This is a genomic window from Clostridium sp. 'deep sea', from assembly GCF_014931565.1.
In the GTDB taxonomy this organism is placed as follows: domain Bacteria; phylum Bacillota; class UBA994; order PWPR01; family PWPR01.
The window spans coordinates 3,725,466-3,745,010 of sequence record NZ_CP063353.1 but is presented as its reverse complement, the minus strand read 5'-3'; the positions used below and the strand labels follow the sequence as shown (position 1 = coordinate 3,745,010).

Annotated in this window: 19 protein-coding genes; 2 read left to right on the top strand and 17 right to left on the bottom strand. The window is 30.1% G+C overall.

Translation table 11 applies throughout. The features are described 5' to 3' along the window. Positions 1-444: 444 nt before the first annotated feature. From IMX26_RS17325 to IMX26_RS17240, 17 genes are all read right to left on the bottom strand, one after another. Complete coding sequence (locus IMX26_RS17325; protein ID WP_195159610.1) at positions 445-1,008, bottom strand: methyltransferase; 564 nt, start codon at positions 1,006-1,008, stop codon at positions 445-447. Positions 1,009-1,125: 117 nt separating this feature from the next. Further along, positions 1,126-1,521, bottom strand: coding sequence for a hypothetical protein (locus IMX26_RS17320; protein WP_195159609.1), 396 nt, complete (start codon positions 1,519-1,521; stop codon positions 1,126-1,128). Between the two features lie 18 nt (positions 1,522-1,539). Continuing rightward, positions 1,540-2,574: a DUF6064 family protein gene (locus tag IMX26_RS17315; protein WP_195159608.1), complete on the bottom strand. Its 1,035-nt coding sequence runs from the start codon at positions 2,572-2,574 to the stop codon at positions 1,540-1,542. 90 nt (positions 2,575-2,664) lie between these two features. Then, on the bottom strand, positions 2,665-3,117 hold the full coding sequence (locus tag IMX26_RS17310) for a MarR family transcriptional regulator (protein WP_195159607.1): 453 nt from the start codon (positions 3,115-3,117) through the stop codon (positions 2,665-2,667). A 361-nt stretch (positions 3,118-3,478) separates the two neighbouring features. Continuing rightward, on the bottom strand, positions 3,479-4,861 hold the full coding sequence (locus IMX26_RS17305; RefSeq protein ID WP_195159606.1) for an amidohydrolase: 1,383 nt from the start codon (positions 4,859-4,861) through the stop codon (positions 3,479-3,481). A gap of 364 nt (positions 4,862-5,225) precedes the next feature. Further along, positions 5,226-5,840 (bottom strand): DUF6273 domain-containing protein, encoded by a 615-nt coding sequence (locus IMX26_RS17300; RefSeq protein WP_195159605.1) that lies wholly within the window; start codon positions 5,838-5,840, stop codon positions 5,226-5,228. After that, positions 5,827-6,819 carry a MerR family transcriptional regulator gene (locus IMX26_RS17295; protein WP_195159604.1) on the bottom strand — a complete coding sequence of 331 codons (993 nt, stop codon included), beginning with the start codon at positions 6,817-6,819 and terminating at the stop codon, positions 5,827-5,829. Before IMX26_RS17295 ends, IMX26_RS17300 begins: the two co-directional genes overlap by 14 nt. A gap of 524 nt (positions 6,820-7,343) precedes the next feature. Next, positions 7,344-8,138, bottom strand: a complete 795-nt coding sequence (locus IMX26_RS17290) for an ABC-2 family transporter protein (RefSeq protein WP_195159603.1) — start codon at positions 8,136-8,138, stop codon at positions 7,344-7,346. A 2-nt stretch (positions 8,139-8,140) separates the two neighbouring features. After that, positions 8,141-8,929, bottom strand: a complete 789-nt coding sequence (locus IMX26_RS17285; RefSeq protein ID WP_195159602.1) for an ABC-2 family transporter protein — start codon at positions 8,927-8,929, stop codon at positions 8,141-8,143. Positions 8,930-8,963: 34 nt separating this feature from the next. Then, positions 8,964-9,974: an ATP-binding cassette domain-containing protein gene (locus IMX26_RS17280; protein WP_195159601.1), complete on the bottom strand. Its 1,011-nt coding sequence runs from the start codon at positions 9,972-9,974 to the stop codon at positions 8,964-8,966. Positions 9,975-10,809: 835 nt separating this feature from the next. Continuing rightward, positions 10,810-11,622: a hypothetical protein gene (locus IMX26_RS17275; RefSeq protein ID WP_195159600.1), complete on the bottom strand. Its 813-nt coding sequence runs from the start codon at positions 11,620-11,622 to the stop codon at positions 10,810-10,812. Between the two features lie 431 nt (positions 11,623-12,053). Further along, positions 12,054-12,419 carry a Rid family hydrolase gene (locus tag IMX26_RS17270; RefSeq protein ID WP_195159599.1) on the bottom strand — a complete coding sequence of 122 codons (366 nt, stop codon included), beginning with the start codon at positions 12,417-12,419 and terminating at the stop codon, positions 12,054-12,056. Positions 12,420-12,500: 81 nt separating this feature from the next. Next, positions 12,501-13,430: a YafY family protein gene (locus tag IMX26_RS17265; protein ID WP_195159598.1), complete on the bottom strand. Its 930-nt coding sequence runs from the start codon at positions 13,428-13,430 to the stop codon at positions 12,501-12,503. 371 nt (positions 13,431-13,801) lie between these two features. Then, positions 13,802-14,356, bottom strand: coding sequence for a GNAT family protein (locus tag IMX26_RS17255; protein WP_195159597.1), 555 nt, complete (start codon positions 14,354-14,356; stop codon positions 13,802-13,804). A 519-nt stretch (positions 14,357-14,875) separates the two neighbouring features. Beyond that, complete coding sequence (locus tag IMX26_RS17250; RefSeq protein WP_195159596.1) at positions 14,876-15,397, bottom strand: nucleoside-triphosphatase; 522 nt, start codon at positions 15,395-15,397, stop codon at positions 14,876-14,878. A gap of 122 nt (positions 15,398-15,519) precedes the next feature. Then, on the bottom strand, positions 15,520-16,077 hold the full coding sequence (locus IMX26_RS17245; protein WP_195159595.1) for a YdcF family protein: 558 nt from the start codon (positions 16,075-16,077) through the stop codon (positions 15,520-15,522). A gap of 99 nt (positions 16,078-16,176) precedes the next feature. Continuing rightward, entirely contained in the window at positions 16,177-16,869 is a 693-nt protein-coding gene (locus IMX26_RS17240) for a hypothetical protein (protein WP_195159594.1), read from the bottom strand. Between the two features lie 482 nt (positions 16,870-17,351). Here IMX26_RS17240 and IMX26_RS17235 point away from each other — a divergent pair, with 482 nt between their 5' ends. Both IMX26_RS17235 and IMX26_RS17230 read left to right on the top strand, forming a co-directional pair. After that, positions 17,352-18,395 (top strand): MerR family transcriptional regulator, encoded by a 1,044-nt coding sequence (locus IMX26_RS17235; RefSeq protein ID WP_195159593.1) that lies wholly within the window; start codon positions 17,352-17,354, stop codon positions 18,393-18,395. A gap of 17 nt (positions 18,396-18,412) precedes the next feature. Beyond that, a complete protein-coding gene (locus tag IMX26_RS17230) occupies positions 18,413-19,504 on the top strand; it encodes a hypothetical protein (protein ID WP_195159592.1) in 1,092 nt (363 codons plus the stop codon). The last annotated feature ends 41 nt before the right edge of the window (positions 19,505-19,545 follow it).

Here is a 19,545-nt window from a genome sequence, read left to right as displayed (position 1 = left end):
TCCATAATCATTAAAATAAAGAGAAATCCTTAACTAAGATATATAGGGTAAGAAACGAGCATTTACAGCAGAGTTTAAAACAAGATGATCCACTCTACATAAATGGGCTCGTAATCCTCAAAAGAATAATAGTAGTGTAGTATATGTTATTCTGGATAGAAAGGCTAGAGGTATACTAAACATGAGATATACCTCTAATTCGCCAGATAAATTTAATAAATATTTACACAAAAAACTTGAAAGCTCTATCAATATGTTTCAAAACACTTTATTGAAGCAACTCCAGCAAGAAGCTTTACTCGTAGTTACTCAGCTAAAGGTACCCATGGAATTATACATATATTGAAACTTTTAATGTTCTTATAAAAAGAGAGTGGCTTAAGAGATTATTATTAGCATATTAATCAGGCACACGTTGTCTTTTTCTTGACATAAGACCAATATTTAAAAGAGTAAATATCTTGGAGTTTTCTTCATATACTCATAATAATTATCACCGTATTGGTCTATACAGTTCTTTTCCTGCGCTTTTAGTGAAGGGTATGAAAATATAGCAAAAGAAATTGCACATATAATCATTATCCATGTTTCTGAAACAATAGCAATTCCAAGCCACATTATAAAGTTCATTACTTGTATTGGGTGTCTTGATATTTTATATAATCCATTTGTAACTGGTTGTGATAGCTCTGCTTTTGAAAAAATCCACATTGCATAAACTGATAAAAATAATCCTATAAGATAAATACTTGTTCCAACATAAAAATATAATGAAAATGGATGTATCGGTGAAAAAATTGTGTAAGTGATTAGGCCTTTTCCAAAAGCAAATGATATAAAACCCCAAATAGATATTTTTCTATCTTTATTATACTTAGGAAATGTTAGGAGCTTTTTTCTTTTATCTTTTGGGATATTTATCATAACTAAAACACTTATTACTCCATACAATAATAAATACCACCAAATATTTAATAATCCGAATGAGTTATTTGGAAATAATCTCATATATAAACCTCCTAGTTTATTAAAGTTTATTCATTGATTGCCTTATGCACTACAAAAAATTTATTAATTTTTTGCCTGCTCTGTTCATTTAATATTTGCAAGATTTTTTGATAACTTTTAATACTTAACTAAATTACCAGCAAACTTACCGGGAGTTACATAATAAATATTATTAATATAACATAATACTAAGCTTATCTTTGCCAACTCTATGTTGGCGCCTTTTAAGTCAATTTTAAATTTCTCAATTTGCCTATCATATTTAAGTTCATCTTTTTTTGATAGCCTGCAAACCTTCAATTGATAACCCTCAATTTGTTTCCACGCAACAACCGAGATATTTTCATTTGTAGTATTATTAAAGCTTTTCATATCACTTTTACTAACACCTAACATAATAATATTATCAAAAGCTCTTTTACATTTCACAAAACAAACCTCAAGCTTATTATTAGTAACAAAACAATTTTGACAACCATTAAAATACTTTAGAATTTTATCTTTTTTATTCATTAATATTATCCTCTTAGTCTAAATATCTACTACTTCAAACTTGTCAACCTTCATAAGAACAATGCCTTTGCAGTTTAATTTAATATTTTTATTTTTTGCCTTTTTTTTAGCATACTTTTTAGCTCCTCTAACTGCCAACTTATATAATAGTCCTGAAGTTTTATATTGACAGCTACCACTTATTTTATATAATTGATCTCCTTCTTTAATAGTAAGAACCCCATACGCATTACCTAAAATATTAATTTTAGTCTTATCCATAAACTGGTCACTAATCATCACCTTACTATTTGAAATTAGATGTTTTGAATGAATTGGTACAATGTTAGGCACACCCTCTAAAGACAAAGTTGCAAACACTGCATCTTTTTTTATATCAAATATTTCTTTATATAAGTTCAATCCTAAGTTATTTTTATATTTTATTATTGATAAAATCAAAACAATCAAGCAATAAAGCCCAATTATAAACATAATTCCATCTTCGTATACTTGATACTTTGGAATTTGAATAAGCGGAGGAAAGGGGATAGCCCAAACAAGTAATAATGAATAAGTCAATTTATTTATTTTAGGAAGTGAACCCGCTAACAAAACCAAGGTGAACGCTGTTGTTGCACAAGGAAGTGTTCCTGGATATATTAGTTGATTTACCGAACGTGCTAATGCTAATCCTGCCATAGGATAAAACGCAACAATTATAAGAAATGCTATTGTTATACGTTTCGTAAATCCTTTTTTAGGTAAAATTAAATACGTTTTCTTAGTAAAGATATCAACAACCCAAAGTATGCCTATGGTAATAAATAAAGCCCCCTGAAATTGTCTTAAGGGCGAAGGAAAACCTTTGCCTAAAACAATAAAAAACATACTACCAATCCATAAATTGCAAAAAGCTAAATATAGCTTCATTGCTATATTTGCTTTTGTTGCTGTTCCATAAATTAAATATACAGTTACAATTACACCAACTAACATAACCAACAATTGCATTGGAAAAATACTTTGGTTATAGTTAATAATAACATTCCACCATTCTTGCGAACTTAGCATAAGACCACTCCTTTTTATTTAACCAGGTTAACAATTTCTTAAAAAATAAACAGCAAAATTTATGCTGTTTAACCTAAAGCATAATAACAGTCATTTGTTGTTTAACTTTTCTACTTGTAAAACCAAATTTCTTAAAAATGATTCCAAAAAATCAGCTTGATTCTCATTAAGACAAGATAAAACTTTGTATATTGAATCAAACGTCTCGTTACTAAATGCTTCATGTCCTAAATATGCAACTAACCCTTTCTCAGTTAAATTAAAAACAACTTCTTTTTTATTACCCACATGTTTGCTTTTAGTGATTAAACCCTTATCAAGCAATTTTCTAACGAATTTAGAAGTTCCACTCTTTGAAATATCTAATTTATCAGCTAGTTCAGTAAGATTAATACTTGAGTTATTTCCAATAGCTTGCAGAGTATGTATTTCAGAACTATACAACAAATCTCCAGTTCCAAAATCCCTTGGGGTGCTTTCAAACTCATTAAATTCTCTTACTGATTTAAAATATAACTTAATGATACTTTCATAAGTTTTCATATAATCACCATAATTATTGTACACTAGGTTAATTAAAAAGTCAAATATGATATATCTTTCCCTTACCAGCAAAGTCTTTGCTGTAGTTTTTAGGTCAAAATAATCTTATATGGGTGGGAACTTGCCCCTTTATATTAAAAGTTTTATGTAATGTATATGCTTAAACTACATACTCTTAAACTGTAAAACAGTCATTAAATGGCTTGGGGTTACTACCATAAGTAATCGTGACTTTAACTCAAACAACGCAGGTTTAGTTGTATTTAACTAACCCTGCGTTGTTAAAATTTTTGTTTACTATAAATTACAACTATTAGCTAACTAAGCATAATAAATTCAATCTATAGATTATGAATATATTTTATGCCTTAGGGATGGGTATAGAATCAGGTATTGGACAATTGTATTCTTTTTTACCCATAACATCTTTAAACTCAGCTTTTGCTTTTTCAATAATCGAAGGGTTTTTAACAGCTTTCAATGCTGCATTTGCCATTACTTTTGAGGCATATATCATACCTTTATGACCATATGAACTGCCTGCACTTGCTGTAATTTGCCAACTATGTCCTGGGGCACCCATATTATTTGTTGCAGTAGTGAACATTACACCAGGAACAATATGTTGAACATCCCCAACATCTGTAGAACCATAGCTATTGTTATGCTTTATTTCAGATACTTCTGTTGCTAAATGAGTATCTTTTGTAATTTGTCCACTTGCCAGCATTTTCTTGAATCTTGGACTTACTTTGTTCAAAGCTTCAGCAAATTTCATCTCTTCTTCAGTCCATTTAGGTCTATCAATTTCATGCATTGTTTTATGAACGAGATCAACAAGAACTTTATTTTGTAGTGTATTATAACAACCACCTAAAAACTCTATTTCAACTTCAGTTTCTGTTGAAATTGCTGCTCCTTTAGCTACTTTAATTAATCTTTCATAGGTGTCTTCCACAACTTCTCTTGATAAAGCCCTTACATAATACCAAACAGATGCATGGTCAGGTACAATATTAGGAGCTTGACCACCATCTGTAATAACATAGTGAATACGAACATCATCTGTGACATGTTCTCGTAAATAGTTCGCTCCAACATCAAATTGTTCAACAGCATCTAAAGCACTACGTCCATTTTGAGGGTCTCCACCTGCATGAGCTGTAACTCCATTAAAATGAAAAATTGCACTATTTAAGGCAGTGCCTGAACCCGTAGTTAAACTATTTTCTGTTCCTGGATGAAAAGCCATAGCTATATCCAAGTCTCTAAAAGCTCCATTTCTAGCCATGAATACCTTTCCAGTAAGAACCTCCTCCGCTGGGCAACCATAGTATACCACTGTGCCTTCTAAGTTGTTCTCTTCTAGTTCTTTCTTTATGCCAAGTGCCGCTCCTACATGAGCAACCCCCAGTAAGTTATGTCCACATGCTTGACCTGGTTCACCTTTTTGAATAGGATCTTTTACTGTTTTTATCTTTTGGCTCATATTTGGTAAAGCATCATACTCACCTAAAAGACCTATCACAGGTTTTCCTTTGCCCCAAGTAGCTTTAATAGCTGTAGGTACACCCACATACGCTCTCTCAACTGTAAATCCTTTTTTTTCAAGAAACTCTGCTGTCCATTTAGAAGCTTTAACTTCTTCATAAGCAACTTCTGGATTCTCCCATATTTTCTTACTTAATTCATTTAACTCAGCTGACTTTTCATCAATATACTTCTCTGCTATTGTTTTTGACATACAGATTCTCCTTTTTTATATACTCTTGAAAAAAATACATGTGTTACTTCTACATGTTTATAGCAAAACCCTTTGATATATTTACTCTTGTTTACCTTTTTTAGCCTTGCGAAAACACAAATAATCCTTAGCAAACATATCACTAAACTAAAAAGTAATACGCCAAAAAATCAATTTTTGGCGTATTGGTGTTTATAACTTATAATTTTACTCAACTATTTTAGCTCTGGTGTTAGAATAATTATTCTCGTAAATAAAAAATATCTATAAGTGTTATGTCAACAGTAATAAAACTTAAGTATATACTACAAAAAACTCAGCTGTATCAAGTATTTTTCGACTATACTCTATTTAGCTAATGCGATTACAGCTTTAGCCACAAAGCTGGGCGAACACCGCCTGTACATCTACCATCGCTGATATTGCCTTTTAAGATATTGTTGCCTTGTATACCAATATTGCCATCACCGTGGATATACACGGCCTTATTATTTAAGCGTCCGGGTGACCGAAGCCACCACCACCAAATGCCGCCTTTATTAGGCTCAAGTTTTGCTATTCGTTTACTGTTGTTTTTATCTTTTCTTTGAAACCAATATCTTTGATTCTTACCTGGGTTATACAGTTTTGAACTGCTATCACCAAAATAATGGCACACTACTTCTTCAATGTTTAATAAAAATATATTATCTTGCGTATCTACTCCACCTTGTGACTTATACCACTGATTATCAGGATTTTTATTCATTACTGGAATTATTCTTGATTTGTCAGTTGCATTGAATTTATTATAAAATTCATTGTTTAGATATTTTCTTAACGAGCAGTCAGCCCATGTTATACCTTCATAAACGTTATGGTAAGAGCGCTGATCTATAATGTACTCAGTTATAATCAAAGCCACATTATTTTTTATGTCCAGAACTCGCCAGTTATAATCACCAAAGGACATTATTGTACCAATATTAAATTCTTTCATTCATCTTCTCCTTAATAGGGTATAATATATCAAGTTGTAAATCCTTCATTTCACCGTTTTGAGCAAAATTATAATAATTTAGTGTTTCTTCAAGGAACTGTCCAACACTCACATCTGGTGAACTGCAACGTGGAAAATCCCAGTCATTATCATACTTATCGCTGGCGTTTATCCATTCTTTTAATAAACACCTATCCTTAAAATCCCATGACCTCAACACATGAGCAGCATATAATCCACCATTAAAAGTTCGCTTTACTAAAGGAGCAGGTATTTCCATATCTTTAGGAATAGATACCCAAACTTCATATAAGTGAGTAGGGTCTCCTTCTTTAAAGCAGTCAAAACCAAAACTACGGGCGTCGGGTTTAATTGCTAATAATCCACTATCTTTTACGAACTGATTTATCATATCATTGGCCTTACCTTCGCAGTTTTCACCCGATGCATAAGCAGCAGCTACGGTCATAGGCGGAAGGTAAACAATTCGTACATCTTTATCCTGCATTTTACTCAGTTTATCGCTTGCTTGGTTAAGTTTTTCCATTTTCTTTTCCACCTTGAAATTGATTTTAGAGACAGTCAGTGAATCCACAATTTCTAGTAAACCTTCATCATCAGGTAGTGCAAATGACGAGCCTGTAAGATCTAGATGTTCAATAAAGGCTTTAACAATATTGCGAATAGTTGAGAGAGCTGTTATTTCATCTTCTATATTGACAAGATTCCGCTGGAATACTTCGATTGCAACACTTACATCTACGTTTTTTAAAATCTCAGCAATTTGTTTAAGAGGTATTCTCAATTTACGTAGAATAATAATTTGACGCAGGCGTGTAATTGTTGCCAAGTCATATACTCGATAAGCATAATTTTCTTTTTCAGATGGTGTAATCAACCCAATTTGTTCATAATATCTTAGTGTTCGAGTTGAGATTGAAAAATTCTTAGCTACTTGACTGATGGTTTGCAGTTTCATCAGTATCACCTCCAGTATAAAAAAATCATAGGTAAACAATGGTAAGGTACATTGCTGACTATAAAGTCAATTAAAACTAATCTTTAAAACTAAACAAGTTGCTTGTACAAGATATATATTACATGTTTTTCATTGCTAAAAACATAATATATGTTGCTCTTAAATCACCAAACAACATAATCATTAGTCTTTAGTTATTAGTTTTTGGTATGTAATTATTTAAATATTAATAATCTTCTTTTGACTTATATTAATTAATCTTACAAGATAAGCGTAAAGGTTAACGCGACGTCAAAGTCAATAGAAAATCTTATTATATTGCTACTTAGCTAACAATTATTAGCTTAAACAGTCGTCGCCAATCATTAAGCAGCTACTTTTCCAAAGTGTGTACTCTAATACTACTAGAATTCATCATCACTATAAATGCAATAACCATATAATTTTAAAATTGCTGTAACCTAATTATAGTTATTTTCACTTTAATTTGCTATTTTTATTAATGTAAGACCATAGTCATACACCTAGTTTGCAGAACCTGAATATCTACGAACTCCTATTTTCCATTGCAGAAGTGCTACTAATACAAAAACAACAGTAATTAAAGGCAAATAAAGTACAGTTGAATTTAACTTATTACTCATAAAGAATATTGCTGGATAGTAACCAATAAAAGAGATTGGAATTATAAATGTTAAACAAAAGGCAATCATTGGACCAAAAATTGTAATTGGATATCTGCTAAATTGAAGAACTATGCTAAAATAACCTAAAAGTATTCCAGAAGTATTGTCCATCCAAAAAGAAAACCCAGCAATTATCGCATGAATTGCTAATAACAAGATAGCAGAGCATAATACACAAAATACTAATAAAATTACGTTGATTAAGCTTGCTTGAAATATACCATTATTCATAGAATAAATTAACAGCATTGAACCAATAACTACTCCACCCAAATCACCTATTTCTCTTATACTAGACTGAAATAAAGCGTTATATGGTTTTAATAGAATTTGATCAAACATTCCAGTATGAAGCATATAACCATGATCATAAACTCCCCAAAAAAGAAGATTGAATATACCGTAACTAATCATTGAAATAGCATAAATAAAAATTAACTGTTCATAGTTCCATCCCTTGATTGAGTCGATTTGAGTAAATAAGATATTAAAAAATAATAAATTTAGAATTTGAATTATAAAATCACAGAAAACAAATGTAATAAAATCTCCTCGGTTAGCCATTTTTGCTTTCAATAATTGAATCCTAAATCTACAGTAAAAATTTAAATGATTTAAAAAATTTTTAACCATAGTTATCCTCCATAAACAATCATATTTTTAATACCATTTTTATAAACCAGCTTATTTAGTAATACTAAGACTATACACCAAAAACATGCAATTCCTAATTGAATTATTTGTTTATTCTCTAAACCATAAATATATATTCTAGCTGGCAAGTCAATAATCATTCTAAATGGTAAATAGTTAGTAATTATATGTAAGGTATTAGGGAAAAAAGCTAGTGGTATTAAAGAACCTGAAAAAAGCGAAAAAACAAAATCTTTTAGGTGAGTCACTGCTTCAGTTCCTCTTACCCAAAACGCTATTTGTCCTGCTAAGATATCAATGTTTAGTTTAAGAATAAAAGCTAATAATAAACTTAAAACAAAACCGATAAAAGAAATAATATTAAAAGGTGTTATCATTTTGAAGAAAAACTTGGATACTACAGCTATTGGTATACAAAAAATTAATAACCTTGTTAATGAAGTAGCTAACTTTGAAGTAGCTAAGGTCAGCAATGGATTTACTGGTTTTAACAATAAAGTTGAAAAATTTCCCGATAAAATGGTTCTAGATATATCACGATCAATTCTTGTACTTGTAAACAAGGTGATAATCCTAGCTAAAATATAATACGTCATAAGTTGATTAATAGTAAAACCTTTTAGTACTTCACTTCCGGCAAATATACTTTTCCATAAACCTTTATACAGAAGTAAAAACAAAATGTTACCCACTATTCTCCAAATAAATATCCATCGAAATGTCAGCTCACGACAAATATATAGTCTAATATTATTAAAATAAAAATTCATGAAAATACCCTCCTTATATTTTGAGTGTTAATAATCATTTACTAGCTGCAAATAATGAAGTAATAATCTCTTCAATGGGGGTTTCTTGAATGATAATATCAGAAATTAGGTTAAAATCATTACTTAAACCACTCATTAAATTGCTTATCTCAAAACTATTTGAAGGATATGTAATATTTATGGTACTCTTAGCTGAAATTTTCACAACAACGTGTTTGTCATTATTAGTTAGTGCTAAAACTTTATTTTTAAGCTCTTTACATTTATCAATTTTTGTTGGTTTTATAATGATTTTACGAGAACCTTTAAAATATGTTCTTAAATTATCATTTGTATCATCAAAAACTATTTTACCTTTATTTATTATAATAAGCCTTTCGCAGACACCTTCAATTTCTTGAAGATCATGAGATGTCATTATTATAGTTGTTTCATTCTTTTTATTCATAATCTTTAGTAATTCTCTGATATTTTTTTTTGTTTGGATATCCATTCCTATAGTAGGCTCATCTAAAAATACTAATTTAGGCGAGTGGATAAAAGCTGATGCAAACTCACACCTCATTTTTTGACCAAGACTTAATTCTCTTACTGGTCGATTTACAATATTACCAATCTCTAACACTTCGTAAAGCATATTCAAATTATTTTTATAAGTGATTGTATCAACTTTATACATATGTTTAAAAAGTTCATAAGCATCTTTAGCTGGTAACTCAGGCCATAAGGTACTCCTGTTACCAAAAATTGCTCCAATTGTTTTTACATATTTTCGTCTTTGTTTAGTAGGAATAAAGCCATTGACTTTTACGCTACCACTCGAAGGCTCTAATATGCCAGTAAGCATTCTTAAAGTTGTTGATTTTCCAGCTCCATTTGGTCCAATAAAGCCAACTATTTCACCTGGTTCAATAATAAAGCTAATATCATCTACAGCTTTAATAGAATTATAAACTGGTGAAATTAAATCAATTAATGATCCTAGTTTTTCACTTCTTTTATTTTGGACTTTATATACTTTAGTTAAATTTTCAACACTAATCATATTAAGCCTCCTCATATAATGTAGACAGATAACTCTTACTAAACAAAAATAGTAAATAAAATTATGTTTTTTGTAAACAAACTATTATAAATAGGACGAACTCCTACTTATAAATTAAAGAAAGCACGAACCATTTCATACAATAATGGTGCTGTTTTATTGCAGCAATAAAGTGTTAGTGAATTAAATTACATAATTAATATGAGAACAATGAATAGTGTAGCTGATAGGAGTTTTTATAAGTGTGAAATCAAAAATCTAAACTTTTGTGTGGCATGTAGGTTATATTTCCATGTTTATATAGTAGTTTTTTTTGCATTACGGGTAAAATAGGTACATCCGTACCTGTGAAATATCTACAACTGGAATAACATTAAAATTAATATTTCCGCACATGATATGTATACAATATTGCTAATTATACATATATTTACTGGCAATTTCAAGTTGTTTTATGTGTATATTTATCGTTCTGTTGGGATCTATTTCATAAAATTACTTTAAGATTGATTATGATTATTTTATTGATTTTTTATAATTTTTTATTAAATTAAATAATTCATTTAATAACACTTTCTCATCTTTAATCACTATAGCTCGTGCACTCAATCTATACTTGCTCATTTTAACCTCCATTAATACTCATCACTCAATAGATTTCCAATATTAAATTCAAGCCATTTGTCAATGTATACATCATATGTATTTACACCCAGTGAGAAGATGTGATACACCTCAGAAACTCTCTCCATCACCCTTTATGTGAGCATTAATAAACTTGCTCAGCTTATCATAATGCTTAATAAATCTTTTATCCTCATTAAAGTGACAGATATTAAATATTAATATCTTTACAATAACATGACCATATTTCTGAATAATTTTCAATCCTTGACTTATATGAGTTATTTAGTGAATAGTATAATCTATCGTAACTTTTAACTGCACTATAGAGTAATCTGGCAATATGATTGTATATCTCATCTAATGTTTTTGCAAAAGCAATTTCTTCACTTTTAATTATACTTAAATAATCTAACTCTTCTTTATAGCCAAATCTATGAAAGTTAGTATCTTTTTCTTTATCTCTCATTTCCATTTGTAATACTAGTCCTTCTTGTATTAGGTTATGAGTTAAATGGGATGCTATTAAATAATCTTTTCTCATTAACTTCCCTAATGCCTGAATAGCTATAAACCAAAATTCATCTAATCTTCTCAAGTTATCAGTTATTTCATCATGAGGTAACTTGAATATACCTTCCATACATATTGCCTTTATAGTTAAATCAAATCTCATTCCATTTGTTTTACAAATCCTTATAACTTCTCCTCTTTCTATCGTAGAATAATGAAGCATCCCTAATATATCATTTTCAAAACCAAGTCTTCTTAAGCAATCAGCATATATGGTAGAATTTGAATTATACTCATCTTGATTCAATTTTATTAGTAACTCAACATCAACATCACTATATATATCATGAAAGCATTCATCGATTGCTTTGTTTATTACAAGCTCATCATCTAAAGATGCAATTACAACACCCTTTATTATTATTTCATCTAGTTCAGGTAGTTCAAATATTGACTTAAGGTGCTTTTTTGACTCTCTCTGAATGAACTCCTTTGTTATTGTAATTGTCATTTTGATTTTCCCCCTTTGTGATAGTTTAAAAAAATAAGCTTCTTATAACTATTTGAAATTAACTATAAAATTAGCTGAAAAGATCTAAGTTTTAAATAATAAGACAGAGCATGGACCAGATGCAATTTTAGTGTGGTCGAATAATATCCCTAATAATATAAAAAGGGGAAGAAAGATATATAGTAAAGCCATAGACAAAATGCGAAAATACGAAAATTTACCTTGTTTTTTACTTTCTTAAACCAGTCAGAAATTAAATGCATGAAAACTATAATAACTAAGCTTTGATTAAATTTATTTTATGGGTTTATGCTATGCCCAATAATAAAGGGACTAGGGATATCACCAGCAAGCTAATTTGTTTAACAAAGTAGCTTGCCCATTCTTTGTTAATTCTATATCTATTAATTCAAATATGGTTTTACATAAACCTAACCTTTAAATGCTATAGCATCAAGCTGGAATTGAAGTCCTTCCGAACCACCACGGTGAGCAAACTCTGTTTGTATTGTTTTTCTTGCTGGGTACTTACCTTTAAATCTCTCCTTAATTACCCCTTCCATTACAGGGATATTCCAAACATCTCTAAATAAGCAATCAATCTTTACAACTGATTCTAATTTTAATCCTACTGATTCTAAACGTTCATTCAAATGATCAAATGCACCATTAATTTGATTTTCAATAGACTGCCCAATATTACCTACGCAGTAACTTATGAATACCACGTCTCCTGCCTCAACAACTCCAGAATGTGCCCATTCTTCACTAATATCGCTTCTCACAATTTTACTCATCTCATATCTCTCCTTTACATTCTTTCTAAGATTTTAATAATATTGCGTTTCAACGATATTATATAATAAAATACCCGACAGCTATTTGTCAGGTATTTTATACTTATCGATAATTTTTTGTGCATGTTCAACCAAGCGCTTTTTGATGTAAATAGGCTCTATGATTTCCAATACATCTCCAAAGCTTAAAAGAAATGCAAACCACTTGCGTTCATCTTCTACAACATTAAACTCACCAATAAAGTGCTCTTCCTCTTTATCTATTATAATCACATTGTCTAGATACTCCATAATAGCACTATGGATACTCTTACTAAATTTAAAAGTAATTTTAGTTAATTTTCTCTTATCATTAAGCATTAATTTATTAAACAAGTCTGGATCATTTTTATGAATATTGACTATAACCTTATTAGTCTCTTGAAGTTCTTCCATTCGTATCAATTTAAATATCCTATAGCAGTCTTTTTCTGTACAGTATCCTATTAAATACCATGCATACCATTTGAAATTGAGTGAAATGGGTTCAACTGTTCTTATAGTTTTATAATGGTTGGCATTAACATATATGAACTGTATTCTTATCTTATTTGCTATTGCATCATCAATGATTTTTATATAATCATCAACTTTTTCATTTTCTTTTGCTACACCAAAATCCACAGAAATATTTGTTAATTGCTTAGTAGTTTGTATAGATTTAATCTTTTCTAAAGTAGTTAAAATATGTTTATTATCTATTGCTGAGTGTAAGCTTTCAAGAGCAACTCTCAAAGATTCTAAGTCATTACTCGTAGCCGTTTGTTTTGATAATCTATAGGAATCTAATATTTTATATCCACCATTTATTCCCCTTAAAGAAACAATTGGAATACCTGCCGTGTTTATGTTTTCAATATCCCTCTGAATTGTTCTATCAGTAACTTCAAATTTCTCAGCTAAATATTTTCCAGTTACAATATCTCTATTTAGTAAATATGTTATTATAGCTAACTGGCGTTGTATCTTCATAATTATTAATATCCTTCTTACTTTTTGTAAGTTAGAGTTACAATATCCTAATGATCTTCAAAATTAGTTCTAGCCCCACTTGATGACCACCACTTTTAAATAACGGAATTCCATTCCCTAAAATAACTGGCAATATAGTTATCTGATATTCATCTATTAAATCGTCCTTATAAAATCACGTATTAAATCTGCGTCAACTATTAACCATACATGCTTTCCTAATTGCTATAAAACGATTTATCCACCATAGTTTCACCTTGTATTTTAGGATTCAGCTTTATTAACTACTACCTTACTAGCATCTGACCTCTGCTCTGATGAATAGACGATGTAATCAATGGTACCTATCACTAACCCATATTTTTTTCAGCTTAATTATTTCTTGCTATAGTTTGATTACTCTTTCTATAATCTTTTTCTAATAAATACATCATTATAAAGTCAGAGTATTCTCCATTACAAAAATAGCCGTCAATTTGTTTGCCTTCTTCTTTAAAGCCAATACTCTTCCAAAATCTGAGTCCATTATGGTTAAATCCTACTACTCCAATAGCTAATCTGTTTAAATTGAGATCATTAAATGCATAATCTAACATTAACTGTGATGTTTCTTTACCATATCCTTTACCCCAGTATTCTTTATCCCATATTACCAAAGAGTAATCAGAAGTACGCCAATGCATGAAAATCCGTAATAGTCCTGTTTCTCCAATTATTTGCCCCGATTTTTTATCGATGATTAAAAACCAAATACGGTCATCCGTAGATTGAGTACGATCATAAAATGACTCCCAATCTTTTTCAGTTTGTGGAGTGACTTCACCAGTTAGTTTAGCAATATCACGTTTTTGTGTAAGAATACTTAACGTCTCTAAATCTTCTCTCTTAACTGTTCTTAATTCAATTCGTTCACTAGATAAAAACATAAAAACCCTCTTTTCTCTATAATCATTGTGGGATAATCGAATAGTATGGGTGATGTATCTCTCGTCTACTTTATAGTACTTCTATCAGAATAGTGTAGCTAATAGAAGTTTTTGCAAGTGTGAAATCTAAATTTTCAACTTTTCAGTGGAATGTAGACTATATTTCCATGTTTATATAGTAGTTTTTTTTTGCATTACGGGTAAAATAGGTACCTCTGTACCTGTGAAATATCTACAACTGGAATAACATCAAAATTAATATTTACGTACATAATATGTATACAATATTACTAATTATACATATATTTACTGGCAATTTCAAGTTGATTATATGTATATTTATTGTTCTTTTTATCTATTTCATAAAATTACTTTAATATTATTTTATTGATTCTTTATACTATTTTTATTACATTAAATAATTATGCATTATTAACTATATGTTTGTTAAGATAGATAATCAGAAGACTTGTTTTTCATTACGTTTCAAGGAATATTCAAAAAGATCGCAACTTTGATTTAACTAATTTCAAAACCTTCTATCAATTTTTTAGGTATTTCATCTCTATTATCAAAGGTTATTTCTATCAATGACACTTCTGCTCTATTCTTAAACTCATCAATCCACGGATGATCCTTAAAGAAAATTGTTCCAATAATTGGATTTGGCTCTTTAATTACTTCTATTAGCGTCTTCTTAAAAGACTCAGAAAACATCTGTATTGGACCAACTTCATCAATTATTATTAATTTATCTGTATTCGGTAGATTTGTTATTGAAGATATGCAAAGTTCTTCAAAAGTATCCAACTCTAAACCATATCTACTAAGTCTTACTTTACTCTCTGATCGAGTTGAAGCCAGGATACCTTCTCGCCCATCCATAGTTATGATTTTAAAGCCTTCACGCTTCCCGTCAATTCTAATCTCCTCAGTATAAAATCCATAACAATTTTCTTTTCCTATTAAGTCAACAACCTTCTTTATTGCTGTCGACTTTCCTGTTCTAGGTTTTGCAGTAATAAATATTTTCTTTTTCATATATTGCTCTTGCTCCTATCCTAAATCTATCTACAGAGTTAACGACTGTTCCCAAATATTAATAGAGCTAGGAGAATTCCCTCAAGCACTTTGTTATACAAAATGAAAATTTATTAAAAGCATCATATCAACTTTGACATATGTTCCTCAAAATACTTGCCAATTTTTACGACTTCACTCATAACTCTACTTGTCTTGTCTTGAAAGAGAAACCAATTATTTTTTCTAATTTCTTTTCCATCAATAATAGGTTGCACTATGAATTTAACGTCTTTAGGAAAATACATTTTGTAGGATAAATATGCTCTTCTTGCATGCAAGTTTTTACATACTAAAATTGCTTTTTGTGCAATAATATTATGTTTCTTTAAAACCTCTAAAGAAAACTTGGCATTTTCAAATGTATGTGATGCTTTATCTTCTTTTAATATTGCATCTTCAGGTACACCTGAGCGTACTGCTTCATCCTTTAGGAACTCAAACTCCGACATATTATCGGGTAAATGCTTATTGTGACCACCTGAAAACAGAATGTATTTGGCATACCCTTTATTATATAGTTCAGCAGCCTTCTGACTTAATTGTTTATGACTGCCCCCTGGTACAAGTATTACATCTGCCTTTTCAATTTGATCCTCCATAAAAATAAACTCAGTAATACAATCATAGCCCTTTCTCATTCTTACCTCCTGCTTACTTTTTAGCTAACAGTTATAAACTAAAAAACTATAAGTAAAATTAATTCTAGTGTCGTTATTTACCACAAAAATATCATTAAATTATTCATAAGTAACATTATATATATTCTTTATAATTTTATCTTTCGTTAATCCATTATTAAATTCTTTAATTGCTACTTTAAAGCGATTATTATTTGTAATATATGTAACTTGAATTTCACTCGTGGCACTATTTTTTATTATTTTATTAATTTTAGTATATATATCCATAATAATATTAGCAAAATCGTCTTCTGAAATTTCATAAGAATCATGTATTCTAATTCTTACAATATCATATCGCTCTACTTCTTTAATAGATAGTAAACTCTTTTTAGTTTCTATACAGGACAGTACACTACATGTTGAATTATTATAGTTTAAACTTATGTCATGTAGCTTTAGTGGCATTAATTTACATATTTCATCTAGAACTCTATATCTTTCTATCCCATCATAAAAAATATTATTAGCGTATTTAAAATTCATTACATTATTTGAGAATACTTCACTTAATCCCTCATATTTTATTCTATTATTATTTTCATCTTGCAACGGTATAATATAATGCCCGTTTAGAAAATCATAAGAAGCATTGGAAGCATGGATATCTGGATAATTATGTTCTGTATATTCTTTAACAAACTTATCTATTTTCATTCTTGTGAATAAACTTCCCCAAAACATATTATATATAAAACCTATCGCCACACATACTAATACAACTAAAATTATCCATAGCTTATTTTTCATATCATTATCCTTTCAAAACTTTTAAGACTTCTACAATTGCTCTACCTATACATTCACATTCTACCATAAATCACCTTGAAATTTCATGCAAATGAAAGGTCATTACTACATACTGGGCGTTGTTCTACGTGCAAAAAAACAAAAGACTAATCACTATCTAAAATGGGGATTACATGGTGTCTTTACCTATTGTATCTATTTTTTAATGTCTTTTATTCTATCTAACATAAATTTTTATTACGAACGTTTTGTCACTAATTATTAAACCAATAAATCCTATACCTATACATTATTGATTATAAGCTAATAAATCAGGTTATACAATTCTAAAGTATCATATATAATCCTACTTTCATGTTTTACATTTATATAGGTTAAATCACTTACTTCAACTCTAAGGTTTCTTTTCTATTAATTACCCCTTGACTCGTACACCGTGTAACGGTTTATACTTAATATCAAGGAAACAGAAAGGTAAATTTATGGAATTAAAAACTATAAGACAAGTTTCATTGGATTACGGTGTTTCGAGAAGAATGTTATCTTATTATGAAGAAATGGGACTGATAAAAAGTAGTCGCGTAGATAATTATGCGTACAGGGTTTATAACAAAAATGCAATACAACGACTGCAACAAATCATCATCTTACGTAAGTTGCAAATTCCGGTGAAGCAGATTAAAGATATTCTCAATAACCAAAATGCTTTAGAGATCACTGAGATATTTAGTCGGAAAATAAGTGAACTAGATCAAGAAATAACAGCCATATCTACTCTTAAATCGATATTAATGCGCTTTGTAGATGAGCTGAAAGAAAAAGCAGATGTATATTTGAAACTTGAAGTATTAAACGACAAAACCATGCTTGCCATTGTTAGTAATCTTGCATTTTGTGAAAATAAAATTAAGGAAAAGATATCGCTGGAAGAATTAAATGAGCCAAATGAAGTTTTAAACAAACTGGCAGACAAAGATGTGCGGATTGTATATCTGCCACCCATGACTGTTGCTGCTGCTTATGCAACAGGAGAAGGTTGCGAAGGCAAGGCGAATGCTACAATAACACAATTTGTAAGAGAAAGTGGATTGCTAAATATTAAACCCGACGCCCGTAGTTTTGGTTTTGATTGCTCTAAAGAGACAAGAACACTCGGAGAAACTTCCCTTGCATATGAGGCGTGGGTATCTATTCCTAACGACCTAGAGTTACCTGCACCTTTATTAAAACGAACTTTTAACGGTGGTTTATACGCTGCACATGTGTTAAGGACTTGGGACTTCCAAGACTGGCGTTTATTAAACGATTGGGTTAATGCAAGCGATAAATATGACAGTGACTGCCTAGAAACTGTTTCAGGAGGAGGGTTTGAAGAAACATTGAATTATTATAATTTTATAAAAAATGGCAGTAATATGAACGATTTGCAACTTGATTTATTATTTCCTATTAAAGAGAAAAACAAGATCAATAACTTATTGCTTTTTAATCCAAACCCAATATTTCAGGAAGCTAAAAATAAGTAAGATTGAGGAGTGATTTAATGCAATATACTATTAGTGATATGGCTAAATATATAAAAAATATTATTCCACCAACCATACCAAAAACATATTCTCTTAAAGCTATGTTTCGATCTGTTTCAGGAGAAGAAAATATACGAAACGGAGTTCTTGCTTTCAGAGATCTTCTCTATTTAATCTGCGATTCTTTAATTGATGACGGTAGCTTATATGACAAAGCAAACACACAGAGTAATGTTTCTCATCAAAGTTTACCTGTGAGTTATCCATTCCTGAACAACGTTAAAAGCATATTGTTCAATATAGGTTATCATGGAGAACTCATTGAGAACGGTGAGTCAATATTAATTAATGACATAAAAACCCTTACTTCTGTCATAGGTGCTGAAGGCAGGCAGCTGAAAGCCAAAATTTCTGGTCCGAAACTACTTAAAGCCTTAAAATTTTTAAATTGTTGCGGTATTTATTTTGATGGTATTGACTTAGATGCACGAAGGTTAGATATATCAAAAACCACGTCACTTAAGATTTCATATCCAGATAATCCTGTTATGTTTATTGGTTTAAAGACCATGGCAATTGCCCAAAAAGATTTATATTCTAAGGGTAATCATGATATATTCTTACGCTGTGATTATAGAGTTTTAAAAGATGAAGAAACAGAAACCATTTCTATCTTGAAAGATTTTGTTACCCCATTGCCTAAAGCTGTACAGGATTTTGCATTGAAGCTACATCAGCGTTATTTAAACGCAGGATTAACATGCAGAGTGGATGTATTTTATCTTGGTGTTCGGTTTATTTACTCACATAAGAATAAAGAAATATGGACGTTTTCAGCTGCGCATGACTCTGGTTACCGAATCCTCATTAAGGCACAAAAAACTCACTTGTACTCTGATGTTATTGATACGTTTCCATTATTTTTACAGCAGAAAATCTCCCGAGGTTATGGTTGCAACAAAAAATTATTCGGAGAACCTTGCCAAAAAGGTTGTCATGGATTTAGCTTTTCTTTAGATGATTCAATACTTGATATAAGCCATGATATTGAAGTATGGCTTGATAAGGAGCTGTCATGTTTACATATAAAAAATAAGTTTAGTAAGTGATAGTAAAAAGTAGCTTATTTAGTATACAAGTACCATTGCCA